The organism is Blastococcus sp. HT6-4, assembly GCF_039679125.1.
Taxonomy (GTDB): domain Bacteria; phylum Actinomycetota; class Actinomycetes; order Mycobacteriales; family Geodermatophilaceae; genus Blastococcus; species Blastococcus montanus.
Genome location: NZ_CP155551.1, coordinates 3,241,492 through 3,263,905 on the forward strand (window position 1 = coordinate 3,241,492; position 22,414 = coordinate 3,263,905).

Here is a 22,414-nt window from a genome sequence, read left to right on the forward strand (position 1 = left end):
GACCTGGCCAACGAGGGCCCGCCGGGTCACGTGTCAGCTCGCCTGTAGTCGGGCCTCAGTGGTCAGCAGTTGATGCTGGACTCAATCTCGGTATGGCTCCCGAAGCCCACTGACGCCATGCGCACCGTGCCGTCGAACGGCGCGCTGGCTCCCTCATCGGTCTGACGATCGGAGTACAGGACTGCGCTGGCCGCGTTCTCGTCGTCGAAGTTCGTGCTGAGCCGGGCGACGGCGGCACCAATGGTCGGCGAGGACCAGGCGACGCTCAGGCAGCTGCCCCGGATCGGGCTCCATGACGGGTTCTCGCCGGGGCGGGTGTCCGGCTGCCCGATGTCATCCGGGAGGAGCGCCTCGATGGCCGGAAGCGCCTGGTCCACCGGAACGGGCTGAGGGAAGACGACGTCGAATCCGATCAAGTGCCGGTCCCACGTGTCGTTCACTGAGCCGCACACCAGCTGCCCGCCGGGCAGCGTGTACGCGCGGGGCTCGCCGTAGGGTTCACCGGTCGCCGCCGCGCACTCGGTGAGGGAACCGGCGGGCAGGGTCGCGTCCAGGTAGTCCACGGGGCTCATCAACCCGCGGGTGCCATCAGCGGGCGGCGTCGCCGAGCCAGCACCCGGACCCGGGAGTGCGCTGTCCTCTGGAGACCTGACGGCGGGGCAGTACGTGCTGCTGAGGAAGTCCGCCATGGCCTGTGCGTCCGCGCGGGACGCGCCGTCCGCGACGTCCCGGGCGACGACCTCCTCGAGGGTGCGGAACCCAGAGGCAAGTTCCCTGCACGTGTCCAGCTGCACGACGGCGAAGCGGATCGCGTCATCGCCGGTCAGTGGCATGTCGGGCTGCAACCCGTAGCCACTGGCGCCAGCAACCCTGCCGAGGTCAGCCACAAGAGCGTCGTTGACGCCTGCAACGCTCAGGGCATCCTGCAGAGAGGTGTCCGCGCTCGGCTCGGCCGGCGCCGGGGAATCCGAAGCGGCCGGCTCGGCGGAACCGGAACCCGGGTCGGAACCGGAATCAGTGCTGCAGCCGGCTGTGAGGACGGCAGCGGACATCGCTATGACAGACAGTCGCAGACGCATTCGGATTGGCTCCCCAGCAATGCGCCGAACCCCCGTGGATGGCGCCACGGCGCATTCTGGCAGGCGTCTGTCGGACGCGAGACGCTTCGGGCCCGCGACGGCCGTCCCGGGCGCCAGCCGCCTTCGTATCCCCTGGAACTGTAGCCGTCATCGCGTCGGTGAGGTGACGAGGGTGGTGACCAACGTCTACTACTCCTGGACGCTGCCTGAGCGCCCTCGGACCGCCCGCACGCCGGCGCGCGGCCGCACACGCCGCCGGTCGAGCAGCTGGCGCGGGCGGCGTCCTGGGTGGCGGCGCCGAGGCCGCCGGTACCGGCTGCACGTTCGACGCCGGCCGGCTCCCGGTGCGCCGGCACGTAGGCATTTGGGACCTGCACGCTGCGCTGTCGGCGGTGACGGTCGACTGGGCCGGCCGCGACGGGCCCGGGACCTCATTGCGCATCTCCGGAGCCTCGACACCGATTGCTCCGCGCTGCCGACCGGCGGCGCCCCGGGCCGCAACCGCGGCCCGGGACTCACCGGCGCCGCGCAGCCCCGCGCGGCGGTAGGAGCAAGGACTCCCTGTGGCAACGACCAAGAATGTGCCGCGCAGCGCCGAGCGCGCAACCAACCGGCACACCACCAAGCTGACCGCCAACATCAGCGTCGCGGAGCGGACCTACACCGCCCACGGCGCGAAGTGCACCGGTAGAGCGATGTTCTGGCGGTTCCGGAGCAAGGACGGAGAGTCCAGGCGCGAACTGCTCGCTCCCTTCGAGATCACCGACGTGCAGCACCGCCGGCACCTCGACGTCGACGGCGCCCCGCTCGACCTCTACTCGGTGACGACCGACGACGGCCGGAACAGCAAGCAGCTACGGGTCCACGGCACCGCCCTCGCCGACCTCGCCGACCTACGGCAGGCGTTCGCCGCCGCTGGCCCCATCGCGACCTGGCCGGGCGGAACAACCACCGAAGGTGGCGTACTGACCCAGCTCGGAGCGCTCATCAACAGCCCCCGCTGGGCCCCGACCGTCGTCACCGTCGAAACGCTGGGCCGAATCCGGCACGCCGGGCAGACCTTCTTCGCCCTGCCCGACGTCACGCTCGGCGCAGCCGGACCTGTTCCCGAACCCAGCTACCTGCCCGAGAGGCCCAACACCAACGCCAGCCGAGTCAGCGCGTCCCCAGTCCGGGGCGCGAACCTCGACCAGCCGATCACCGGGCACCTGCAGGCGGCCCTCGCGGCCGACCCCAGCCCGAGCACCGTCCAGACCGCGGCACTGCTCGGGTGGGGTGCGGCCACCTGCTTCGCGTCCGTGTCGATCAAGTCAGACCTGATCGGCGGGCACCCGCTGCTCTGGAATGCCGGCCCGCCCGAGAGCGGCAAGACCGAGCGCGGCTCCCGGATCCTCACACCCTTCGGGGTCGATCCGTTCAACCTCGCCGGATCATTCGCTACGACCACACAACTCCGCGACTGCCTCAGCGCCACGATCGACGTGCCCCAGATGCGCGACGAAGTGAAGCTCGCCTACCTACCGCCGCCTGTGAAGCAGGACCTGCCGCGGATGCTGAAGATCGCCTACAACGGGCAGGCCGTCGAAGTCGGGGGCCGCAACGCCGGACCGATGTTCCGCCAACGCCTCGTGCCGCTCTGCCCCACCGTCGCCTTCAACTCCGAGGGCTCCCCGCCACAGGACCAGGCCGTCCTCGACCGACTCGTCGTCGTGCCGTGGCAGCGGCTCAAGACCTACCCCACCGAGGTCCAACGCCGGATCCAGGATGGCTTCAACGGGCTGAAGCTCGCGACAGCCGACCAACGGATGGCACCGGTCGCCGCCGCCTGGTTCACCTTCGCCGCCGGAACGGACCTGAGCAGCCCCCTGCGGCGAGCCCGAGAGCGGCTCGCCGGCGGCGACCTCAAGCTGGGCTCACGGCAGCGATCCAACTTCGAGGTCGTCCTCGCCGGCCTCTACGCCTACGCCGAGTTCTGCACGGTCGCCGCACCCACAGCAGCGCCAGTCGTTCTCGAGCTCGCCGAGGAGTTCGCCGCCCGCGGCATCGCGCTCCTCGCCGACGAGCTCGTGTCCCGCCAGACCGTCACCGGTGCTCTCGGGGTGCTGCAATGGCTGGCGGTGCTGTCGACCGGAGACGGGCCGCATACCCCTCGGGACGGCTCCGAGTACCGCCTCGCACCCACCGGGCTGGCGGTCAATGCGATGAAGGTGCTCAGCTGCCTACGCCGGCATACGCAAGCCATCGGAACACCGCTGCCCGACGACCACGACTTCACCCAGGAGCTCAAGGGCTGGACCGGCGTCCACATGATCGGCAAGAAGCGCGACAGACACGCCACGGGGACCAGCAACCCGATCGCGTACTGGGAGATCCCCTGGGACACGCTCCGGGAACTCGGCGGACCCGAGCACAGCGACTTCACCACCGACGTCCCGTTCTGACCGCCTGCAGTTCCAGGCCGGCCCCCATCTGCTGGGGGCCGGCCCTGGCCCTCCGCTTCGGCGTCCCACCACAGGTCAGGCACCGGCTCCCCCGGCCGCCACGCGGCCATTCCGGGGACTTGCTACACCGAACTGCCGACCGACGCTCTGAATCTGCGCGACCACTGCTCAAAGCAGCTCGACGCGGCCCGCAGGCTGAACACAGTCGTTCTCCAGCCGTGGACGAGCGGATTCGCGGGGCCGCCCAGCGGAACGACTTCCGCGCTGCACGCGCCCGCTGCCGTGCTCGATCAGCAGCCGCTCGAAGGCGAGAGCGGACTGCCCGTCGTCGACGGGCGACCCGATCCGCTCCCCGATCCGCTGCCGCACGATGGGTAGCCCGGCCTGCCATTCGACCAAGTGCCACTGCAGCAAATCGTCCAGATACCGCACCGCACGCGGCCTGCCGAGCCGGCCCAGCCCACTCAACAAGCACACACGGCCCGCGCGAATCCGCTCAAAGCACCACAGGAGGGTGAAGTACGCGGTCAACGACGCCGCGGGATCGATCTGCGCTCGAGCCGCCTCGTTGCCGTAGCGCAGCGTGCCCAGCAGCTCCCGCGCCATCGCCACCTCACCGCTGGTCAAGTCGAGATGCAGCAACCGGGCGATCTCCATGTGCGACTGGTATCGCTGTCCCCAGTACACGATTGCCGCCACACCAAGCGCCAGCACTGCGGCAATCGCAGAAACCGACTCAGTCATTAGCCCCAACCCCTGCCTTGCGCGGCGGCCTGACGTAAGGGAGCCAGCCGCCCTGCGGCCCCGCCTTCTGTCATCGGCGGCGTTCGGACAGAACCGCACCGTCCGAAACCGTGACCGAATCTCGTGACCTACGGAGTGACCTGATGTACTCGGCGAGAATCCAGTCGTCACTGCCGTGGCCGCTGAGACGCCTCAAGGAATGGGAGCGTGGGCGCTCGATCAGCCGCAACGCAGCACGGCCGGCCCCCGAAAGGGAGTTGGCCGTGCTGCAGCGGAGGTCTGTCCGTCAGAAGTCGTCGTCCTCCACGGTGACCTGCGCGCCGAGCGCCTGCGCCTTGGCCTCAATCGCGCCCTGCTGCCCCTCGGCGGTGACGAGAGTCAGGTTGAGGGTAAGCAGCTGGTGGTCGGCCTGGGTGGCCGGGTCGATGACCTTGCGCAGCTCCTGGAGCAGCTGCCACGCCTGCTCCCTGGCGTCGCCACTGGTGATGCTCTTGTTGGTGAGCTGCACCTGGTACCGCTTGTAGACCGCTGGCCCGGGGGCGGGCGGAGGAGAAGGCGGCGTCGGCCCATCGCCACCAGGCTGCTGCCCACCGCCACCGGGCAGCTGCGGCTGCTCGCCGTCGCCACCGGGCTGGTCGCCACCGCCGGGCTGGTCGCTGCCGCCCGGCGGGGGAACTGGGGGTGCCGGGTCGCGCTGACGGCGGCGCAGCGTCTGGTTGATGGAGTTGATGGACAACTGCGCCGGGCTGGCTACGGCCAGGCGGTTGCCGTCGGCGTCGACGAGCTCCCAATCGCCGGTGATGAGCGCGTAGAGCACGCGGCGGATCTCGTCGGTGGACGTGAGCAGGGGGAACGCCGGGTTCTTGTAGAAGGCCTGCACGATCTCGCGCGGGGTGAGTGCCCGGTCGAAGTCGTCGAGCAGCGCCGCCAGGTACTCGGCGCCCAGCCCGGCCGGCTGGATCGCGCGACCGGCAGCGACCAGAGCAGTCCAGACGTGACCACCGTTGAGCGAGGTGCGGCTGTCCTCGTCGAACCGCTTGTACTCGACGTGCAGCTCACCGGCGCGCACCAGGTAGGCGTAGTGCTGGTAAGCCCGCTCGATGTCGCGGCGGAGCTTCTTCAGCGCCTCGTCGTGTTTGGCGGTGGCGTCCTTCAGTTCGTCCTCGGTGTCCGTGGTCAGCTGCTTGATCACCTCGCGCCAGGCCAACACCTCCGCGGCGCGCTTGAATGTGACGTCCCGGCGTTGGGTGTTGACGCAGGCGACGACGCAGCTGGCGGCGTTGTCCACGCGCATTGCCTTGTCTCCGAGGCCGAGGAGGGCGGTGATGTCCTCCCGGCTCGCGGAATCCTTGCCGTTGAGCAGCGTCCAGCGGCGCGGGTCGAGCAGCACCAGCCGCGTCTCGTTGCTGTCAACGGCGTCGAAGGTCTTCTCCAGCGGCTCCTCGCCGCTGGGCTTGTCGACCGGCACGAGGTTGTCGAAGACGCCCTTGGACGCCAGCTTCTGCGCCTGCTCCCACACCAGTTCACCGCGCGCCTCCGCGGGCACGACGGCCATCGCCGCGGTGAAGTACATGCGCAGCGTCTGCTTGATCGACAGGTGGAAGCGGGCCGGCGCGTTGGTGGGGGTGGTCGTCTCGAGCGCGCCAAGGCCTTCGTCGCCGGTGAGCTTGTTGAAGACCTCCTCGGCCGCCGGGTAGGGCGCCTGGGAGCCTGCGGGCCCGAAGATGGCGAGCATCAGCTCTGCCTTGGTTGCGCCGCGGCGGGCCTGCGCGCGGCTCACGATGGAGTAGCACAGCAACGCGGTGGCCATCCGGACCGCGGGTGCCGGTTGGCCGACGGTGACGCCGGCGCGGCGCAGCACCTCATCGACGTTCACCGCGCGGCCGCTCTGCCCGTCGGTGCTGGTGATGTCGGTGTTGGCCACGGCCCGGTAGCCCTGGATGGCGCGGTCGTTGCCGAGCAGCAGGCCGGAGGAAAGCAGCTGCTCGAGTGCGACGGTGAGCGGGATGTCGCCGACGCCGATCAGCGGAGGTGCCCAGCGGTCGGCCTTGTGCTCGGTGACCCAGTGCAGCGTGGTGCGGGCGAAAATGGCCACGGTCGAGCGGACCCGCTGAAAGCCGGCGACCTGGGACCACTCCTCGCGGACCAGGCGCATCAGCTCCGGGTGGAACGGGTAGCTGGACGTCACCCTTTCCTCGAATCCGGGCAGGCTGCGGTTGGCGCCGAGCTTGTCCAGTACCTGGTTCTTCCAGGCGTCGTCGGCCGCCGCGGTGTACCGACGGGTGAGATCCCGCAGGGGCAGCTCTGTGTCGGGGAGCTCGAACAACCGTCGGCGGATGATCGCGGAGAAGTCCTGCGCCTCGGTGACGGCGACGGTCTGGCCGTTTCGGACAAGTCGGGCGCCGACGTAGTCGCGGAAGTCGACGGCCGCCGGCGAGTAGCCGCGCTCGTCGAGTTCCGACCGGATCATCACGACGACGAACGCGACGCGCGGGACGTCGTCGCAGGCGTCCATCAGGGCGTTGAGGAATGCCTTTTCGCTGGGCATGGTGGCGATGTGGGCGGCGTCGGCGAGCGCCATGACGTAGTCCATGAGCTCGTCGAGCAAGATAAGCACTGGCCGGCCGGTCTCGGTGAGGGCCTGCTGGAGTGTCCCCTTGTTGGCGCCGGCGGCGACGTACCGCTTGTAGCGGTCCATGTCGCCGCCGACGAGCGCCCAGATAAACCGCTCAAACAGGTTGGTCGCCGGGCCGAACACCTCGTTGGTGGCCCCAGGGCTGAAGTAGTCCGCGGTGAGCGTGACGGTGACCGCGCCGGTGAGGTCAACCTCGCCGGTGCCGCGGGCCGCGTCGGCGTACACCTGCTGGCCGAGGTCGGTGGCGAAGAACGCTTCGGGACTGGCGGCCATGTGGTGGAGCCCGACCAGAGCGTGGCTCTTACCGCCACCCATCCCCTGGTCGAGGTGGAACAGCGCGGGTGCGTCAGCGGTGGTGCCCAGCCGACGGGCGACCCGGGCGAAGAAGCCCACGAGGTTGGGGGTGGGTTCAGTAATGTCGCCGTAGTACTCGACCTTGCGGTAGGGCACGTCGACCGTCTGGTAGACGGCCTTGTGCAGGCTCATCTGCAGCTCGCCGACCGACCCGTCGGAGGCGCGGACCTCGGGCCGCAGCTCAAGAATGTCCGCCCAGTGCTGGGCGGTGCCGTTGATGGTCACGCCTGGTCCTCCCCGAAGGACATCGTGAGCTGTGCCCGCGCGTCCGCGTCTGCCACGGCCGTAGCGGCCGCGTACTCGATCATGGTTCCGATGGTTCCGGCGTTGCGCTGAACCGCCGTAAGGGCCCTGGCGACCGGATCGCTGGCCGGCAGCTGCCGGACGATCTCGGCGACGATGGCCCACAGGTGTGCGTCATTGGCCTGTCGGTCCGCGGTGGCCATGACACCGGCGACCGCCTCAGTGCCACCGTCGTCCCAGGCCTTCGCCATGGCGCGGGCGACCTCGAAGTTCGAGGACCGCTCACTAACCGCTGCAGGAGCGTCCAGCCGCAGCTTGAAGCCGCTCTTGCTCTCGGTCAGCAGCGCCCCCCGCAGGTCCTCCAGGCGGAGATTGTCGGCCTGGGCGAGGAACCGCGCCTCACCCTTCGGGACGTCCGTGCGGCCGTAGAGCCGCTGCCAGAACACAGCGAAGCGGGTCGGGGCATCGAACGTCTCCAGCGGCAACTGGTCGAGCTTGAGTGCGGTTGCGTCGCGAACCGCGGTGCGGGCGAGAGTGAGGTAGCGCTCTAGGCCAGCCTGATCCCCAGTCGGCAACAGCACGCTGCTGTACCGGCCGTAGACCTCCATGGCCGGACCGTAGGCGGCCATCAACTGGTCCGTCAGCGCCAGGCCGTCGGCGTCCCACTCCCGCACGGCTGCCTTGACCGCGGTAGTCACCTCGCGGTCCACCTGGGCGGCGGTGGCGACCGGCCGCTGCACCGCGGCAACCCGACAGCCGATCGTCACGGTCACCTTGATGCTTGCGACGCCGGTCACTGCCCGTTCGCTGCGAGAGGGCCACGAGCTCGTGACGACGAAGCCGGCGTCGCGCAGCGCGCCGAGCAGCCGCAGCCAGGCGTCGGGGTCGGAGTGCCCGAACACAACCACGAGGTGACCGTCCGGCCGGAGGACCCGCTTCGCTTCGGCGAAGGCGCGGCTCAGCATGCGCTCGTAAAACTCGACAGTGCGGTGTTCACCGCCATCTCGTCGGTCCTTGCCCTTGACGACGATCTCGTCGGTCTTGTCCTGAAGGCCGCCCACTCCGAAAAGGTCCGGGTGTACGTCATGAAGGGCGCGGACGAACCACACGTGGAACAGGTCGGACGCGTCGGCGTACGGGATCATGTCGTAGTACGGCGGATCGGTGATCACGGCGTTCACGCTGCCGTCCCGGAACGGGAGGGCGACCGCGGAGGCGCGGCGGAACGTGCCCGGCGTGGGTGTGGGCTGGGTAGCCAGGATTTTCCCGAGCGCGTTCAGACCCGACTTGGCGACACTGCTCCAGGTGCCTGGCCCCTCCCCGGGCCCTGCCTCCAGGTAGTCGAGGCTGAAGCGGAGCTGCGCCTCGCCGGCGAAGATGTCGTGCGTGTCGACCCGGTTCTGCTCCGCACCGGTGGGCTTGCCATGCTTGTTGAGACGACTGCCTCGGGTCGCCCGCCGCAACCGGCGCTGCAGGTTGGCAGCGGCGTACGAGGTCAGGGCGACGCTGTAGGCCTGTGACAGACCAGCGGCAACCAGGTCCTCGTGCACTGCTCGGATGCTGCTGACGAGACTCGCGAAGTACACCTGCTGGCGCGGATTCATGAGGTCGCCGAAGCGGCGGTAGCCATAACTGAGGGCTTCCACCGTGTTGACGTTGTTGGGCGGGATCGCCTCGTCGGGAACTGCGGAGAACGCTCCGGTCCGCGGCAGCGCGGACGGGTCCGCGGTGTTGATCGCCCGCAGCTCGTCCGCGCGGGGTGCCCGGAACGTCTTCCTCGGGGTGTCGTCCCCATCAGCGACGGCTACCAGCGCGTCGCCGAACTGTCCGTTGTTGCCCTTGGCCTTGATCACGTCGAGGGAGTGGGTGTGCTGACAGAACGGGCAGCGCGCCGTCTTCCCCTTGCGCCCCGGCACAGCCGCCAACGGCGGCTGCTGATCGGGCTGCCCCTCCATCACCTCGGTCGACCATGACTCGCCGTCGACGACGAGTCGGAGCGCCTGCCCCGGATCCTCAGTTCGCGTGTACGGGTGCCGCAACACGAGAGAGCCGAGAAGGGGAAAAGTCCGACGGCACTGATCACAAGGAATCGTCACCGCCCACAGGTAGGCCCAGGGAAAACGCCCGTCGGCATTCCGAGGGAAAAGCGGCTCGACGGCCGCCGCGGTCCGCCGACCGACCTCGGCGAGCACGCTACGGACATCACGCAACAGCTTGGGCTCGTCGGAGCTGAATAACCCTTCGTCGCCACGATCGCCAAAGGGCAAGTCGGGCTCACCGGACCAGTCGCGGAACGGGTAGTCCGCAAGAAGGCGCCCGCCCAGAGTTGCGACAGGGCTGAGGTCGGTTCCGACAGCCCGGGCGCCACAACGGGTCGCCTCCAACGGGATGATTCCGCGTCCGGAGAACAGGTCCAGGACGACCGGAGGCTTACCGCCGAACTCGCTGGCGATCACGGTCTGGAGCCGCCGCAGGGCGTCTGCGGATCCGGCAAGCGCGGAGACAACGTCCTCTTGCACCGCCTGGCTGCTCGGCAGAAGTGTTGTGAGCACGGCGGCACGGGCCTGGGCGGTAGGTCGGGACGCGAACCACGTGAACAGCGCCTTCTCCGCGAGACCAGATCCGGCCGGGGACCGGACCGCATCATCAACGGCGGCGACTGGAAACCAGTGGTCGATCAGGCGCTCCTGCATGCCGGGGACAGTGCCGACGTCGCTCGTTGTGTCAGTCGTCCGCGCGAGTTCGTCGATACTCACTGTTCGCCCTTCATCAGTCGCTTCAGGTCGGTGACCTTGATCTGGAACCGTTCGATTCGACGCGGCCCGGCGACCAGCTGCCCGGCCGGATCCTGCGCGCGGAGGACGACCGTCGGCGCGGTGGCGCAGTTCGTCACCACGTACAGCCAGTAGTCCTCGCCCCGCTGCTGCGCCTGGGCCCACTCGTGCTGCTCCAGCCAGACCGGCGCCAGGTCGGCCTGGAAGCCCTTGACCTCCACCAGCCGCTGCTCGCCGGTGTGCTTGTGGCGGGCGAACAGGTCGTACCCGACACCGGCCGTCTGCCGGTCGTCGACGACGTAGCCCAGCCGCTCGAGCTCCTCCAGCACGGTCGCGATGGCGACCGTCTCACTGTCGGGGTCGTAGCCGAGCTCGGTGCTGCGGGCGCCGGCGGCTACCTGCGCCCAGCCGATCAGCCGCGGCGCGGTGCTGGTGACCTTGCCGATGTCCTCCAGCTGCCGCAGGCGGTCGGCCTTGAGCGCGGCGAAGGCTTCGCGTCGCTCGCGGCGGACGTCGGCGGGCAGTTCGTCGAGCTCGTCGAGGTAGCGGTACTCGACCTGGTCCAGTTGCTCGCGGGCCTTCACCACCCAGGCGGTGCGCTCGGTGCGGACGCGCTCGACCTCACGGGTCAGTGCGACCTGCGCCTGCGCCATGCCCTCGGTGCGCATCGCTGGCGGCAGGGTCGGCGACGCCGGCGTCCCGGTGGTGTCCGGGCGCAGCGTCATCAGCGACTCCCACGCGATCTCGAACGCGCCTGCGCCGGAGAATCGGACCAGTAGCGGCGCCTTGCGGCGGTGTCGGCGGACACCGTCGTGCGCCTCAACGTCAGCGTCGTAGAGCAGCAGCGTGTAGCCGGTCAGCGCGGCGGTGTCGACCAGCTGGGTGCCGCGGATGAGCTCGGTCGCGCCCTCGGCCAGGGCCAGGTCGACCAGCTCGGCGAACGGCTCCTCGGTCGGCCCGAGCACGACGACGTCGTCGAGCCCCTGGGCGCCATCGTTGATCGCCTGCCGCACCGAGGCGCCGTCGGCGGCCACCAGTCGCTCAAGGCCACCGCCGAGCGCGGGCGGCAGGGGCACCGGCGCGGTGACCTCCCGGATGCCCTTGGCCGGCCCCGGGCCCAGCGCCCAGGTGCGGGCGCGGGCCAGCTGGTCGACGAATGCGTCGACGATGACCGGGTTGATCGCCTCTAACCGGTCGGCGCGGAACCGGGCCATCGCCTCGGCGGTGTTGGCCGGGGTGTGCAGCCGGTCCTCGTCGGCGACGAGCTCGCGGGCGACGTCGAGGAGTTCCTGCGCGCCGGGCACCGGCACGTGCGTCGCTCCGCCGCCGCGCTGGGCCTCGACCAGGGCGCGGCCGTAGTCGAAGCCGGCGCGGGCAGCGGTGGCGTCGAGCAGATCGAAGATCCGTCCACCCAGCGACTGCCCGGCCGCCTCAAGGTTGGACAGCATGACCTCCTGGACCCGCCCTTCGCGGGTGGCTGGGGCGACCAGATGGTAGATGTGCACCGGGTTCTTCTGGCCGATGCGGTGCAGTCGGCCCATGCGCTGCTCGAGGCGGACCAGTGACCAGGGGATGTCCCAGTCGAGCATCACGTGAGCGGACTGCAGGTCGATGCCCTCACCGCCGGCGTCGGTGCTGACGAGCACCTGGAACTGGTTGTCGAGGAACCGCTGCTGCAGCTGGTCGCGTTCCCGGTGGCCGACGGCGCCCTCGAGGGTGTCGACGGTGAACCCAGCGTCGGCGAACATGCCGGTCAGCCAGCGGGCGGTGTCGGCGAACTCGGTGAATACCAGCAGCTGGCCCTCGCCGGGTCGGATGCCGTGCCGCTCCATCAGCTCGCAGGCGCGGTCCCACTTCGTCGGCGATGCGACGGCGGCCTTCTCCAGGGTGTCCAGGACCCCGGTGATCCGCTCGAGTTCCTTGCCCTTGTCCTTGCTGCGGGCACCGACGACCGTCTCCTCGGCGCGCTGCCAGGCGTCGTCGTCGGCGACCTCGAACTGCCAGTCGCCGCCGGTGCCGTCGACGAACTCCTCGGGGACCGGGGCGTCGGTGCGGCCGCTGGCCGGACCACGCAGCGCCGCCTCCCGGCGGCGGATGGTGGAGGCGGCCGCGACGATGGAGGACGCGGCGCGCTTGCCGTAGATGGACCGGGCCAGGGTGGCGTTCTCGCCGTAGAAGCTGTCGACGTAGTCCATGACCGCGACATACGCGGCCTCCTCCGGCCCGGTGAGGTCAATCTCGATGGTCTCGGCGTAGCGCGGCGGGAACAGCGGCCGGCCCTCGAGGTCCTTGAGCTCCTCCTTCATCCGCCGCAGGAATGACAGGGTGCTCGGCCGCAGCGCGGTGTCGTACTCGGTCTGCCGTGGATCCCAGGGGTACAGCGTCGGGTCCAGCAGGTTCAGCAGCCCGCGGAAGAAGTGTTCCTTCCCCCGGTGCGGTGTGGCGGTCAGCAGCAGGAGGTGGTGGGTGCGCACCGACAGCTCACGCGCGGCGGTGAGGTACTGCGAGGTCGGGGTGAGCCGGTGCGCCTCGTCGAACACCGCCAGCGACCAGGAGGCGCGGGCGCCGGCGACCTTGCGGCGGACGTCATTGTTGTAGGTAAACAGGTCCACCGACACCACCCACACGCTGACCCGCGGGTCGAGCTCCTTCGGATCGCGAGCCAGTTCCGGGGTGAGCCGGTCGGCCTCGATGGCGAAGTAGCGGCGCAGGTCCCGCCGCCACTTCTCGACCAGGTGCGCGGGCACGACGATGACCGTCCGCCCGGGGATGAGGCCGCGCCGAGTGCCCTCGGCGAGGTACATGCCGGTCATGATCGTCTTGCCTGTGCCCGGTTCGTCGGCCAGCAGGAACCGCAGCCGGGGCTGGGCCAGCATGTGGGTGAAGACGGCCTCGTCCTGATGGGCGAAGGGCTTCAGCGGCCGGGTGGCCAGCACCGCAGACCGGATCCGCGGCACGGCGTGCTGCATCCACCGGCCCCACAGACCGGTCAGCGCCCGCTCGGGATGCCCGCCGGCGTCGTTGATCGGCACGTGCGCGCGGGCCAGGTCGGCGGCGTCCAACGACGCCCGGTCCAGCGACCCGTCGCTGCGGGTGAAGATCAGCTCTGCCCCGGACGGGGTGGGCGTTGCCGCGATTACCGTGACGAGCTCACCGTCGACGGTCACCTGCGCACCCGCCTCGGGCAGCGCGCTGGGCATGCTCGTCACAGGTTCCTCCCCGTAGTCACCGGCGGTACCGTGCCGTTCGCCGGACGCCGCCGCACCGATCCTGCTGGGGGCAGCGTGTCGACGGTAGGGGACGCAGCACTCAGGGCATCCGATCGGGGACCGCGCGTCAGCCGCGGCGCCTCACAGGTCGCGCCGACCCCACCGGTGCCAGGCCCTGGTGGGGCGCATCCACCGGGCACCACCACCGTCGGGAGCATCGCTCACCTATCTGGTGGGCCGGACTCCAGACCAGCTCCGACGCGCGCGGTAGGGGCTCCGGCAGCGAGCGGATGGACACCCAGCTACCACCCGTGCCGAGCCTCTAACGTTCCGTCCCGACTCGCACCCCGCTAGGCGGTCGGGGATGAAGTTATTGACGGCCGCTGTTCTGGCCCCGAATGGTGGCGCCCGAAGGCTGGCGCCGGGCCGGCCCTTCAGCTCGCGGGGGTTCCTGGTGCCGATTGCGCAGCATCTCCGACGGCCACCGCGCCGAGCAGGGGACGTGCGGCCCAGCCGCGCCGCGGCCGAACGTAAAACCTCGCTCGGTGTAGGCATGGTCGTCGCGCTACTGATCTCCGGCTGCCAGGACACCGCGCCGGCAACGCGGGAGGACGAAGCTGCGGGACCAAGCACGGAGTCTTCGGTGGTCACTTCGCCAGCGGTCCCGGCGGACGATGAGCAGGGCCACGCGCAGTCCCCCATGGCTGACGCCGGTGCCGGTGACTACGTCACAGTGCTGTGCGCCGGGCTGGGTGAACTGACCGCCACCACCGAACGCATGGAGGGTATGGATCTCTCCAATGTGGAGCATGTGGACCCGGCGGACGCGGTGGCCCTGCAGACGTTCTCCGACGAGGTGACCACGGTGTTGTCGACGCTCCGGGACTCCGTGGACGGCACGTCCCCAGATTTCGAAGGTGGGGATGAGCTAGCCCAGCGGACCGCTGGGCTGTTGGCAGACGCCGAGCAGCTCGCCCGCCAGATCAGCGCAACCATCCGCTCCCTTGATCCGGCCGCTCCCGACTACGGGTTCCGGCTCACCGGGCAGGCCATCGGCTTCTTGGGGGTGGCGCTGCCGCTCCTGCAGATCATCGCGGCCAAAGAGGTCATCGTCGACGGCGCCGCCCCCGGGAACGGATTGACCGAGGAGGTCATCGCGAGTCCTGGGTCGTTGGCCTTCTACCGCGAGGCGCGGGATAAGCCCGGCTGCGCTTGGATGTTCACGACAGTCGATCGCGCCACCCTCGACGCGCTCGTCGACGGCGGCGGCCCTGCAGGATCGGGCACCACCGGTGAGCTGGACGGTAGCGCCGCGGTCGGAGCGAACATCGCAGAGGTGGACATCGCGCAGCTGGCCATCGCCGAGGTTCCGAGTCTGTGCGATCACGAGCCCGGACAGCTGGCCAACGGCAGACTGCCGGTGGACGACCCGTCGGCCGGGTTCGTCTCTCTGGTGCTGCAGCCGGCTGGAGGCGTGCCGGGGCCGCTGCTGGCCGATGTCACCGGAGACGGGCGCACGGATGCTGTTGTGGTTGCCGAGTGCAGCGCCGGTGGAGTGTCGTGGCCGATGCACTTGCTGCTCTACGGCCCAGGCCCGGAGTTCCTCGGCGCGGTCGACCTCGGCCCGCACACCGCCGGCTTCGAGCACGCCGACGTATCCGGTCTGACGGCTGACGGTTCCGATGTGGCGGTCACATGGGCCGGATACGACGGCGCCGGCGGCAATCCGTTGCTCTTCGCCGGGACTCTGCGCTACGACGGCACCCAGCTGCAGCTGGTCGACTCCTTCGCCGTCGGCTGACGTTGCACGCGTTGGAGTCTTTCCGAGGTGCCACTAGTGCCTCCGGTTCGCCGGCTCGTCCGTCGACCCGGAAGACGTGCCCCGCGGCCGCGGCTGTCTTCGGCACCGAATCCTCGACCGGGAAACCCGGTAGAACCCTCGATCGTCCCTGATTGCCAACTCGGCACCGACACTCAGATGGGCGTTGACATGACCCGAACCCTCCGGTCGGCCGTGGTAGCCTCGATCGCCTCCGTCCTCGTGGCCTGCGGCGGAGAAGGTTCAGAGCCGGCCGAGCCGGAGGCTGCTGCGCCAGCCGAGTCGAGCTCGGCGGAGCCCTCGCCACCGGCGGCACAGGAGCCGTCACCGACCCCGGCAGCAACCGGTGCGGTGAGCTACCACAACACCTTCGCGATCGAGGACGCCGCCGGCTACACCTACGACGTCCGGCTCGACTTGGACATGCTCGAGCCGGCGACCAGCATCGAGAACTCACCGCCTGGCGAGGCCGAGATCATTTGGAACGGCACCGAAACGGTCAACGTCTCCAACACCACCCCGGGACGCAACGCACCCGGACCCGGCGTCGGATTCGGGGTGGGGGCGCTGTACCGCGCCGACGGCCCGTTCTGCACCTACGCCTACGGGCTGGGATACACCACGCAAGTCACACTCGAGGCGCCGACCGCCGGTGAACACTGCTACTTCTCGCTGGCCAACAAGATCACTGATCGAACCAGCTTCCATAGCGTTCCTGAGCAGGACGTGCCGGCGATCATGGCCGACCTCGCCGCGCCGGCGTTCGTGGTCGCGATCGTCGATGGCGTTCCGCGAGACGTGCAGATCGACGGTGCGGGACCGACCTGCAACCTGGACCGCCCCGAGCTCAGCGGCAGTGTGCCGCGCATCTTTCACTCCGAGCCGGCCGGGGTCGCCTGCCCGCCGTCGACGTAGCCGATACCGGTCACCACCGTGGTGGGGGCGCGGCCGGGATGAGCGATACGCCGCTGCCCGGCAGCGCTCCGCGCAGTGGCTCACCGGCTTTGGGAGACCTGCACGGGTCTTGCCGAGTTGACCCGAACCTCGGCCGGCTGCCGGGCCGTCCGAGGATGATCGCCCTGGCCCGTGGTTGCGGTCGGCTCGTGCGGCCGGCAGCCGTCAATCAGACGCAGGGGGCCTCGCCGACCGATCCCGACCGGCCGAACTGCATAGCGTCGACGGTCTGGCCGTCGGAACTGAAGAACTGGGCCTGCATGCCATCGCGGATCTCGGTGAAGCGGGTGGTCATCGCGTCGATGGGGTCGGCGTCCGCGGCCACCGCCGGGTAGTCGGCCAGCAGCCGGGTCACCGGATCACCCAGTCGAAGGCCAGTGTCTGTGGCCGGGGTGGGCCCAGAGGCGCTACCGCCCAGCGCCGCGCCGACGGTGACCTCGCCGCCCAGGATGCCGAAGGTGACCGCCGGCAACCCCGGCAGGGTCGCCTGCAGGCATCCGCCGCCCATGTCGACGGTGGTGAACTGCTGCCCAAGTGCGGCCTCGGCGACCGCGCGGGTGTCGCCCCAGTCGAACTTGCCCGCGAATCCGGTCAGCGACAGGGTCGACGGGCCGGTGTACCCGGCGTCTAGGCGGGTGTCCGCGACGCGGACGGCTGCGACCACCTCGTCCAAGGCCGGGCCATGCTCGACGATCTTCACATGGCCGCAGCTGGCCGCGACGGTGGCCAGCAGGTAGGGAGCCACGCCGGTTGGCGAGATCGTTCCGGTGCCCACGTCGTCCAGGCCAGCGTTGTCCAGCCAGGGCACAACCAGTGCCCCCAGGCCCAGCTGGTACCAGGTGTCGGTTGTCACCCGGCAGGGCGTGATGCCATTGGTGAGGTCGGTCTGGCCTGCTGGCGGGCGGCGGTCAGGGCCGCTGAACAGGTATCCCTGCGCGGAGGACCGATCGACGATGCCGTCACCGCCGAGCGGCAGCGTGTACAAGGTGTGCCCGAACGCGGTGCGCTCGACAGTGACGTCCCCGGCTATGGAGGTCAGCTGTACTCCGGCGGGGAAGTACGCGGGCACGGAGCCGCAGCCGCCCTCGTCCCCGTCGGCCAGCTTCTGGGTCTCGAGGTGAACACCGAGACAGAAGCCGCCGTCACCAGTGCCGGTGAAGATGTTGGGTAAGTCCGCCCCGCCGGACAAGAACGCCTCCTTCGCCTTCGCCCAGTTGGTCCCGCCGAACGGTGATCCGGTCCACGGTGTGGCGAGGGTGACCACGGCCCCCACATGCGCGGCGGTCAACGGCGGCGAGGCGTATCGGCTCATGAACGCGTATCGGGTGGCGATGCCGCCCATCGAGTGCGCCACAACGATCACTCGCTGACCACCGGAGACCTGCGACACCGCGCGGACGAACTCAGCGAGGCAGGCGGCGATGTGCCCGTTGTTCGCCCAGTAAGAGGAGTACTTGCCGTAGTCGAACAGGTAGGTGGCGATGTGCCCGTCGAGGCGTCCTTCGATGCGGCCGGCCAGCTCGGTCAACGGCTTCCCCGTCCAGCCGTGCACGAGCACGACCGGCCGGGCATCGGAGACCTGTGGTGCTGCCGGCGTCGGCGTGCGTGGGTCCAAGCACGCCGAGCCTGGCGCGGCCGTGGCCAGCCCGGCGGAACCGGTGAGGACCAGCATGGCGCTGAGCGCCGCGGTGACCAGCACCGCCCACCGGCGGCGGGAGGCCACCCGCCGTCTCATGCCGGCTCCGTCTGGGCCAAGTACCACTGACCGTCCTTCATGACGAGGAGGAGCGACCAGGTTGCCGGCGGCGTTCCGGTGATGGCGGTGACCGTGGCCACCCCATCCCCGAGGCTCTCGAAGGAGCCGATGTCGATGTCTAAAGACCCAAGATCGGCCAACGCATCGACCGCGGCAGGATCAAGCGGCTGAGAAGAAGCCACGTCGAGGACCGCCCGCAGCCCGGCCTCGGTGCCCGAAGTCACCCCTGCGGAAATCTCCTCAGCGCGGGCGGCATCCAGCGCCCCCGCAGAGCGGCTTTTCCCACCCCCGAGCGCCTGATCGTCCACGGCCATCGCGTCCTCGTCATGCGCGACGGTGTTGCGGCCCGGGGGGCTGCTCGGGGAGCTGGTGGGCGACGACGTACCCGCGCCCGAGGAGCTTGGCGCCGAATCCGCCGTGGCACCGTCAGAGTCGCCAAGCTCGCCAGTGGGGAGAAACACCGCCAAGCCGATAGCGACGGCCACAGCCACGGCCACAGCCACAGCGACAGCGGGTCGGCGCCTCCTGTTCAACGGCACGGGCGCCCCCTCCCGCAAGGATCCGGATGGTGCCGGAGCCGTCAAGCTAGCAGCCACACGCCTGGCCGGAGTGAAAATGTTCCACGGCGCCGGCGCAGGAAACGGTGCTCCGCCGAGGGACACTCCCGGCCGCCGTCGGCGGCGGCCGCCAAGCCCAACGCGGTCCGGGGCTCCGATGTCGGAGGGTCGGCGGCCCATCGGCAAGACCGGCTCCTCGTCTGGGCGGCTGGTAGTTCGACGCGCCGTTTGCTCCAGACCGAGCTAGGCCGGCGGTGCGGCGGCGCACAAGACTTCGGGGCGACGGACGGCGGAATCCGCTCCTGTTTCACGCGGCGGTGCCGCGTCTAGTCGGCCGCGATGAGCTGGTGGTACAGGGTCCGCTCGCCCTCGGTCAGCTGCGGCACCGGTCGCGCCGGACGCGGGCCGAGCGGCGTGCCGTTCTTGTCGGCGTTGGCGCCGAAGGTCTCCCAGATGACTCTGCGTGACGCCCCTTCCCGGGGGACCTACCGTTCTCATGCCTCGTCCATGAAGAGGACCCCGCGATGCGCGCGGCAGATCGCACCCGGCCGGATCTGGCCCGAGCCACCCCCGATGAGCGCCGCCATCGTGGCGGAGTGGTGCGGGGCCTCGAACGTCGGCCGGGTGACCAGGGGCGCGTCCGGCGGCAGCGTCCCGGCGATCGAGTGAATGGCGGTGACCTCCAGGGCCGCCTGCTCGTCCAGCGCCGGCAGCAGCCCGGGCAGCCGCTCGGCGAGCATCGTCTTCCCGGCCCCCGGTGGGCCGGTGAGGAAGAGGTGGTGACCACCGGCGGCGGCCACCTCGACCGCACGACGTCCCGCCGCCTGCCCCACCACGTCGGCGAGGTCGGGCACCGGCGGCTGCGCGGGCAGCGGGCCGCGCTCGTAGGGCTGCAGCACCGAGGCGCCCCGCAGGTGTTCGACCAGCTGGGTCAGGCTCTCCACGGCCAGCACCTCGATGTGGTCGACGAGCGCCGCCTCGGCCGCGTTGGCCGTCGGGACGACGACCTGCGAGTGCCCGGCCCGTGCGGCGGCGAGCACGGCCGGGAGGACGCCGCGGATCGCCCGCACCGACCCGTCGAGCCCGAGTTCCCCGAGCAGCACCAGCCGGTCGACCGCCCGGCGGCGCACCGCGCCCGCGGCGGCCAGCACCGCCGCGGCCAGGGCGAGGTCGAAGCCGCTGCCCTGCTTCGGCATGGACGCGGGGGAGAGCCCGATGGTGATCCGGCGGGCCGGGAACTCGCCGCCGGCGTTGACCACGGCCGCGCGGACCCGGTCCACCGACTGCCGCACCACCGCGTCGGGCAGGCCGACGAGGACCACCCCGGGCAACCCGGCCGCGATGTCGACCTCCACCTCCACCATCGCGCCCTGGACCCCGGCGAGGCCGACCGACCAGGTGCGCGCGAGCGTCACGAGAACGCCGCCGGCAGGTGCGTCACCAGGGCCGGGCGCTCCGGGCGCTCCGGGCGCACCAGGACGCCGACGACGTCGAACCGCACCTCGGGGGCGTGCTCGTCGTGCGCGGCCAGCCAGCGCTGGGCCAGCACCCGCAGCCGCCGCTGCTTGGCCGGCGTCACCGCCTCGGCGGGCTGGCCGTAGCCGGTGCCCCGCCGGGTCTTGACCTCGCAGAAGACGAGGGCGTCCCGGTCGCGGGCGACGACGTCGAGCTCACCCTCCCGGCAGCGCCAGTTGCGGTCGAGGACGCGCAGCCCGCGATCGGTCAGGTAGGCGACGGCGATCCGCTCACCGCGGGCACCGAGATCAGTGGTGGGAGGCACTCCCCGACCGTGCCGCGCGGACGCGCCCGGACCCAGGGCCGGCGCTCGTCTGTGGACGACGCCGGCGCCTGTGGACGGATGCCGCTACGGCAGGCGGGGGCCGTCCGGCAGCTCGAGGTCGGGCTTGTCGAGCTCCTCGACGTTGACGTCCTTGAACGTCAGCACGCGGACGTTCCGGACGAACCGGGCCGGCCGGTACATGTCCCACACCCAGGCGTCGGAGAGCTTCAGCTCGAAGAAGACCTCTCCCCCGGCCTCCCGCACCTGCAGGTCGACGGAGTTGGCCAGGTAGAACCGGCGTTCGGTCTCCACCACGTAGGTGAACTGCCGGACGATGTCCCGGTACTCGCGATAGAGCTGGAGCTCCATCTCGGTCTCGTACTTCTCGAGGTCTTCGGTGCTCATCGGTCCTCGGTGCTCAGCAGGGCTCGGGACACAGGGCGCATGGCCCCATCATCGACCATGGCACCCGAACCGGTCAGCCGGGCCGTCCGCGCGGCGTGCGCGGCGTGCGCCCTGGCGACGTTGACGTAGCGCATCCGGTGCTCGGGACACGGGCCGTGGCGCTCCAGGGCGGCGGTGTGCACGTCGGTGATGTAGCCCTTGTGACCGGCGAAGTCGTACTCGGGCCAGCGCTCGTGCAGGTCGAGCATGATGCGGTCGCGGGTAACCTTGGCCAGCACGGAGGCGGCGGCGATGCACGCCGCGACCCGGTCGCCCTTCCAGACGGCCAGCCCCGGCCGGGCGAGCCCGGACACCGGGAAGCCGTCGGTCAGCACGTAGTCCGGGCCGGGGTCCAGGGTGCTGACGGCGCGGCGCAGCGCCTCCATGTTGGTGACGTGCATGCCACGGGCGTCGAGGTCCTCGACCGGCAGGACGACCACCGACCAGGACACCGCGCGCTCGACGACCTCGGCGTAGACCCGCTCCCGGGTGGCCGGGCTGAGCAGCTTGGAGTCGGCCAGACCGGGAACGCGGCCCCGGCGCCCGGCCGGCAGGATGCAGGCGGCCGCGACCAGGGGGCCGGCGCAGGCGCCCCGCCCGGCCTCGTCGGCCCCGGCGATCACCTCGAAGCCGCGCCGGCGCAGCGTGCGCTCCATGTCCCAGAGCGCGTCGGGCCGCTCGTCGGCGAGCACCCGCCGGGCACTGGCCGCGGGGGCGGAGCGGAGGTGGGTGGGACGAGCAGCCATCGCTGCACGACAGTACGACGCGGCGGGGACACGTCGCGGTCGGACACCCGCGCCGAACGCACCGCAGGCCGGCCCCGTGACGGGGCCGGCCCGCGGTGCGGTGCCGAGGGAGCCGACGGATCAGACGTCGGCGGCCATGTCGGGTTCGGCGGCCTGCAGCGAGTGCGCACCGCAGGTGCAGCCCGGCGAGCGGGACGAGAGCACGAGGGAGACCGCGTGCGCCCGGTCGCGGGCCCCCAGCTTGCGCAGGATGGCCTTGACGTGGGACTTGACGGTGTCCTCGCTGATGAAGAGGTTGCGCCCGATCTGCCGGTTGGACTGCCCCTGCAGCAGCTCGTCGAGGACGTCCTGCTCCCGTCGGGTCAGCGGCACCTCGGGGGTGAAGGGCTTCGCGGCCGGCACGGCCGACGGCTCCACCCGGCGGATCTGCGGGTCGACCACGACCCGGCCGGCACGGGCGGCCAGGATGGCCCAGCCGAGCAGCGTCGGCGAGGTGTTGATCATCAGGTAACCGCGGATACCGGCGGCGAGGGCCTCGTTGACCACGGCCGGGTCCTCGGAGGTCGCCAGGGCGACGATCGTGACCCGGGGGAAGCGGCGGCGCAGGTCGCGGCAGGCGTTCAGCGTCGCCGCCCGGCCGGAGCCCAGCTCCACCACGACGGCGTCGGGGCGGGCGGTCTCGACGAGGGTGAGCGCGCGGCGCAGCTCGCCGGGGGTGCCGACCGACTGCATGCCGGCGGTCTCGTTGATCATGCTGACCAGCCCCCGACGCAGGACGGGCGCGTCGGCGAGGAGGAGCACGCGGGTGACTCCGCGGGCGGTGCTCGCCATAGGTGCAGACACAACTGACTCCGTTTCACTCCGGGAAGATGCAATGTC

Annotated in this window: 15 protein-coding genes; 3 read left to right on the plus strand and 12 right to left on the minus strand. The window is 70.6% G+C overall.

The window, feature by feature from the left end; genetic code table 11:
• Window positions 1–62 precede the first annotated feature (62 nt).
• The gene (locus tag ABDB74_RS15420; RefSeq protein ID WP_346619643.1) at window positions 63–1,052 is read right to left on the minus strand and encodes a hypothetical protein; all 990 of its coding nucleotides are present in this window, start codon (window positions 1,050–1,052) and stop codon (window positions 63–65) included.
• 590 nt (window positions 1,053–1,642) lie between these two features.
• Between ABDB74_RS15420 and ABDB74_RS15425 the strand changes: the two genes are divergently transcribed.
• Window positions 1,643–3,520: a hypothetical protein gene (locus tag ABDB74_RS15425; RefSeq protein ID WP_346619644.1), complete on the plus strand. Its 1,878-nt coding sequence runs from the start codon at window positions 1,643–1,645 to the stop codon at window positions 3,518–3,520.
• Window positions 3,521–3,688: 168 nt separating this feature from the next.
• On the opposite strand, the gene ABDB74_RS15430 is transcribed toward ABDB74_RS15425, so the two are convergent.
• From ABDB74_RS15430 to ABDB74_RS15445, 4 genes are all read right to left on the minus strand, one after another.
• Window positions 3,689–4,264, minus strand: coding sequence for a hypothetical protein (locus tag ABDB74_RS15430; protein WP_346619645.1), 576 nt, complete (start codon window positions 4,262–4,264; stop codon window positions 3,689–3,691).
• A 286-nt stretch (window positions 4,265–4,550) separates the two neighbouring features.
• Window positions 4,551–7,478: a DUF499 domain-containing protein gene (locus tag ABDB74_RS15435; protein ID WP_346619646.1), complete on the minus strand. Its 2,928-nt coding sequence runs from the start codon at window positions 7,476–7,478 to the stop codon at window positions 4,551–4,553.
• Window positions 7,475–10,252, minus strand: a complete 2,778-nt coding sequence (locus ABDB74_RS15440; RefSeq protein ID WP_346619647.1) for a hypothetical protein — start codon at window positions 10,250–10,252, stop codon at window positions 7,475–7,477. Before ABDB74_RS15440 ends, ABDB74_RS15435 begins: the two co-directional genes overlap by 4 nt.
• Window positions 10,249–13,470, minus strand: a complete 3,222-nt coding sequence (locus ABDB74_RS15445) for a helicase-related protein (protein ID WP_346623899.1) — start codon at window positions 13,468–13,470, stop codon at window positions 10,249–10,251. The genes ABDB74_RS15440 and ABDB74_RS15445 overlap by 4 nt, the downstream gene beginning before the upstream one ends.
• A 511-nt stretch (window positions 13,471–13,981) precedes the next feature.
• Between ABDB74_RS15445 and ABDB74_RS15450 the strand changes: the two genes are divergently transcribed.
• The gene (locus ABDB74_RS15450) at window positions 13,982–15,280 is read left to right on the plus strand and encodes a hypothetical protein (RefSeq protein WP_346619648.1); all 1,299 of its coding nucleotides are present in this window, start codon (window positions 13,982–13,984) and stop codon (window positions 15,278–15,280) included.
• Window positions 15,281–15,649: 369 nt separating this feature from the next.
• A complete protein-coding gene (locus ABDB74_RS15455; protein ID WP_346619649.1) occupies window positions 15,650–16,213 on the plus strand; it encodes a hypothetical protein in 564 nt (187 codons plus the stop codon).
• Between the two features lie 208 nt (window positions 16,214–16,421).
• Here the strand turns inward: ABDB74_RS15455 and ABDB74_RS15460 are convergent, their stop codons facing one another.
• From ABDB74_RS15460 to ABDB74_RS15490, 7 genes are all read right to left on the minus strand, one after another.
• The gene (locus tag ABDB74_RS15460; RefSeq protein WP_346619650.1) at window positions 16,422–17,951 is read right to left on the minus strand and encodes an alpha/beta fold hydrolase; all 1,530 of its coding nucleotides are present in this window, start codon (window positions 17,949–17,951) and stop codon (window positions 16,422–16,424) included.
• A gap of 32 nt (window positions 17,952–17,983) precedes the next feature.
• Window positions 17,984–18,322, minus strand: a complete 339-nt coding sequence (locus ABDB74_RS15465; RefSeq protein ID WP_346619651.1) for a hypothetical protein — start codon at window positions 18,320–18,322, stop codon at window positions 17,984–17,986.
• 737 nt (window positions 18,323–19,059) lie between these two features.
• Window positions 19,060–19,980: an ATP-binding protein gene (locus ABDB74_RS15470; RefSeq protein ID WP_346619652.1), complete on the minus strand. Its 921-nt coding sequence runs from the start codon at window positions 19,978–19,980 to the stop codon at window positions 19,060–19,062.
• On the minus strand, window positions 19,977–20,345 hold the full coding sequence (locus ABDB74_RS15475) for a YraN family protein (protein ID WP_346619653.1): 369 nt from the start codon (window positions 20,343–20,345) through the stop codon (window positions 19,977–19,979). The genes ABDB74_RS15470 and ABDB74_RS15475 overlap by 4 nt, the downstream gene beginning before the upstream one ends.
• An 84-nt stretch (window positions 20,346–20,429) precedes the next feature.
• On the minus strand, window positions 20,430–20,750 hold the full coding sequence (locus ABDB74_RS15480) for a DUF2469 domain-containing protein (protein ID WP_029432918.1): 321 nt from the start codon (window positions 20,748–20,750) through the stop codon (window positions 20,430–20,432).
• Window positions 20,747–21,535, minus strand: a complete 789-nt coding sequence (locus tag ABDB74_RS15485; RefSeq protein ID WP_346619654.1) for a ribonuclease HII — start codon at window positions 21,533–21,535, stop codon at window positions 20,747–20,749. Before ABDB74_RS15485 ends, ABDB74_RS15480 begins: the two co-directional genes overlap by 4 nt.
• A gap of 120 nt (window positions 21,536–21,655) precedes the next feature.
• Window positions 21,656–22,366, minus strand: coding sequence for a response regulator transcription factor (locus ABDB74_RS15490; RefSeq protein ID WP_346619655.1), 711 nt, complete (start codon window positions 22,364–22,366; stop codon window positions 21,656–21,658).
• Between the last annotated feature and the right edge of the window lie 48 nt (window positions 22,367–22,414).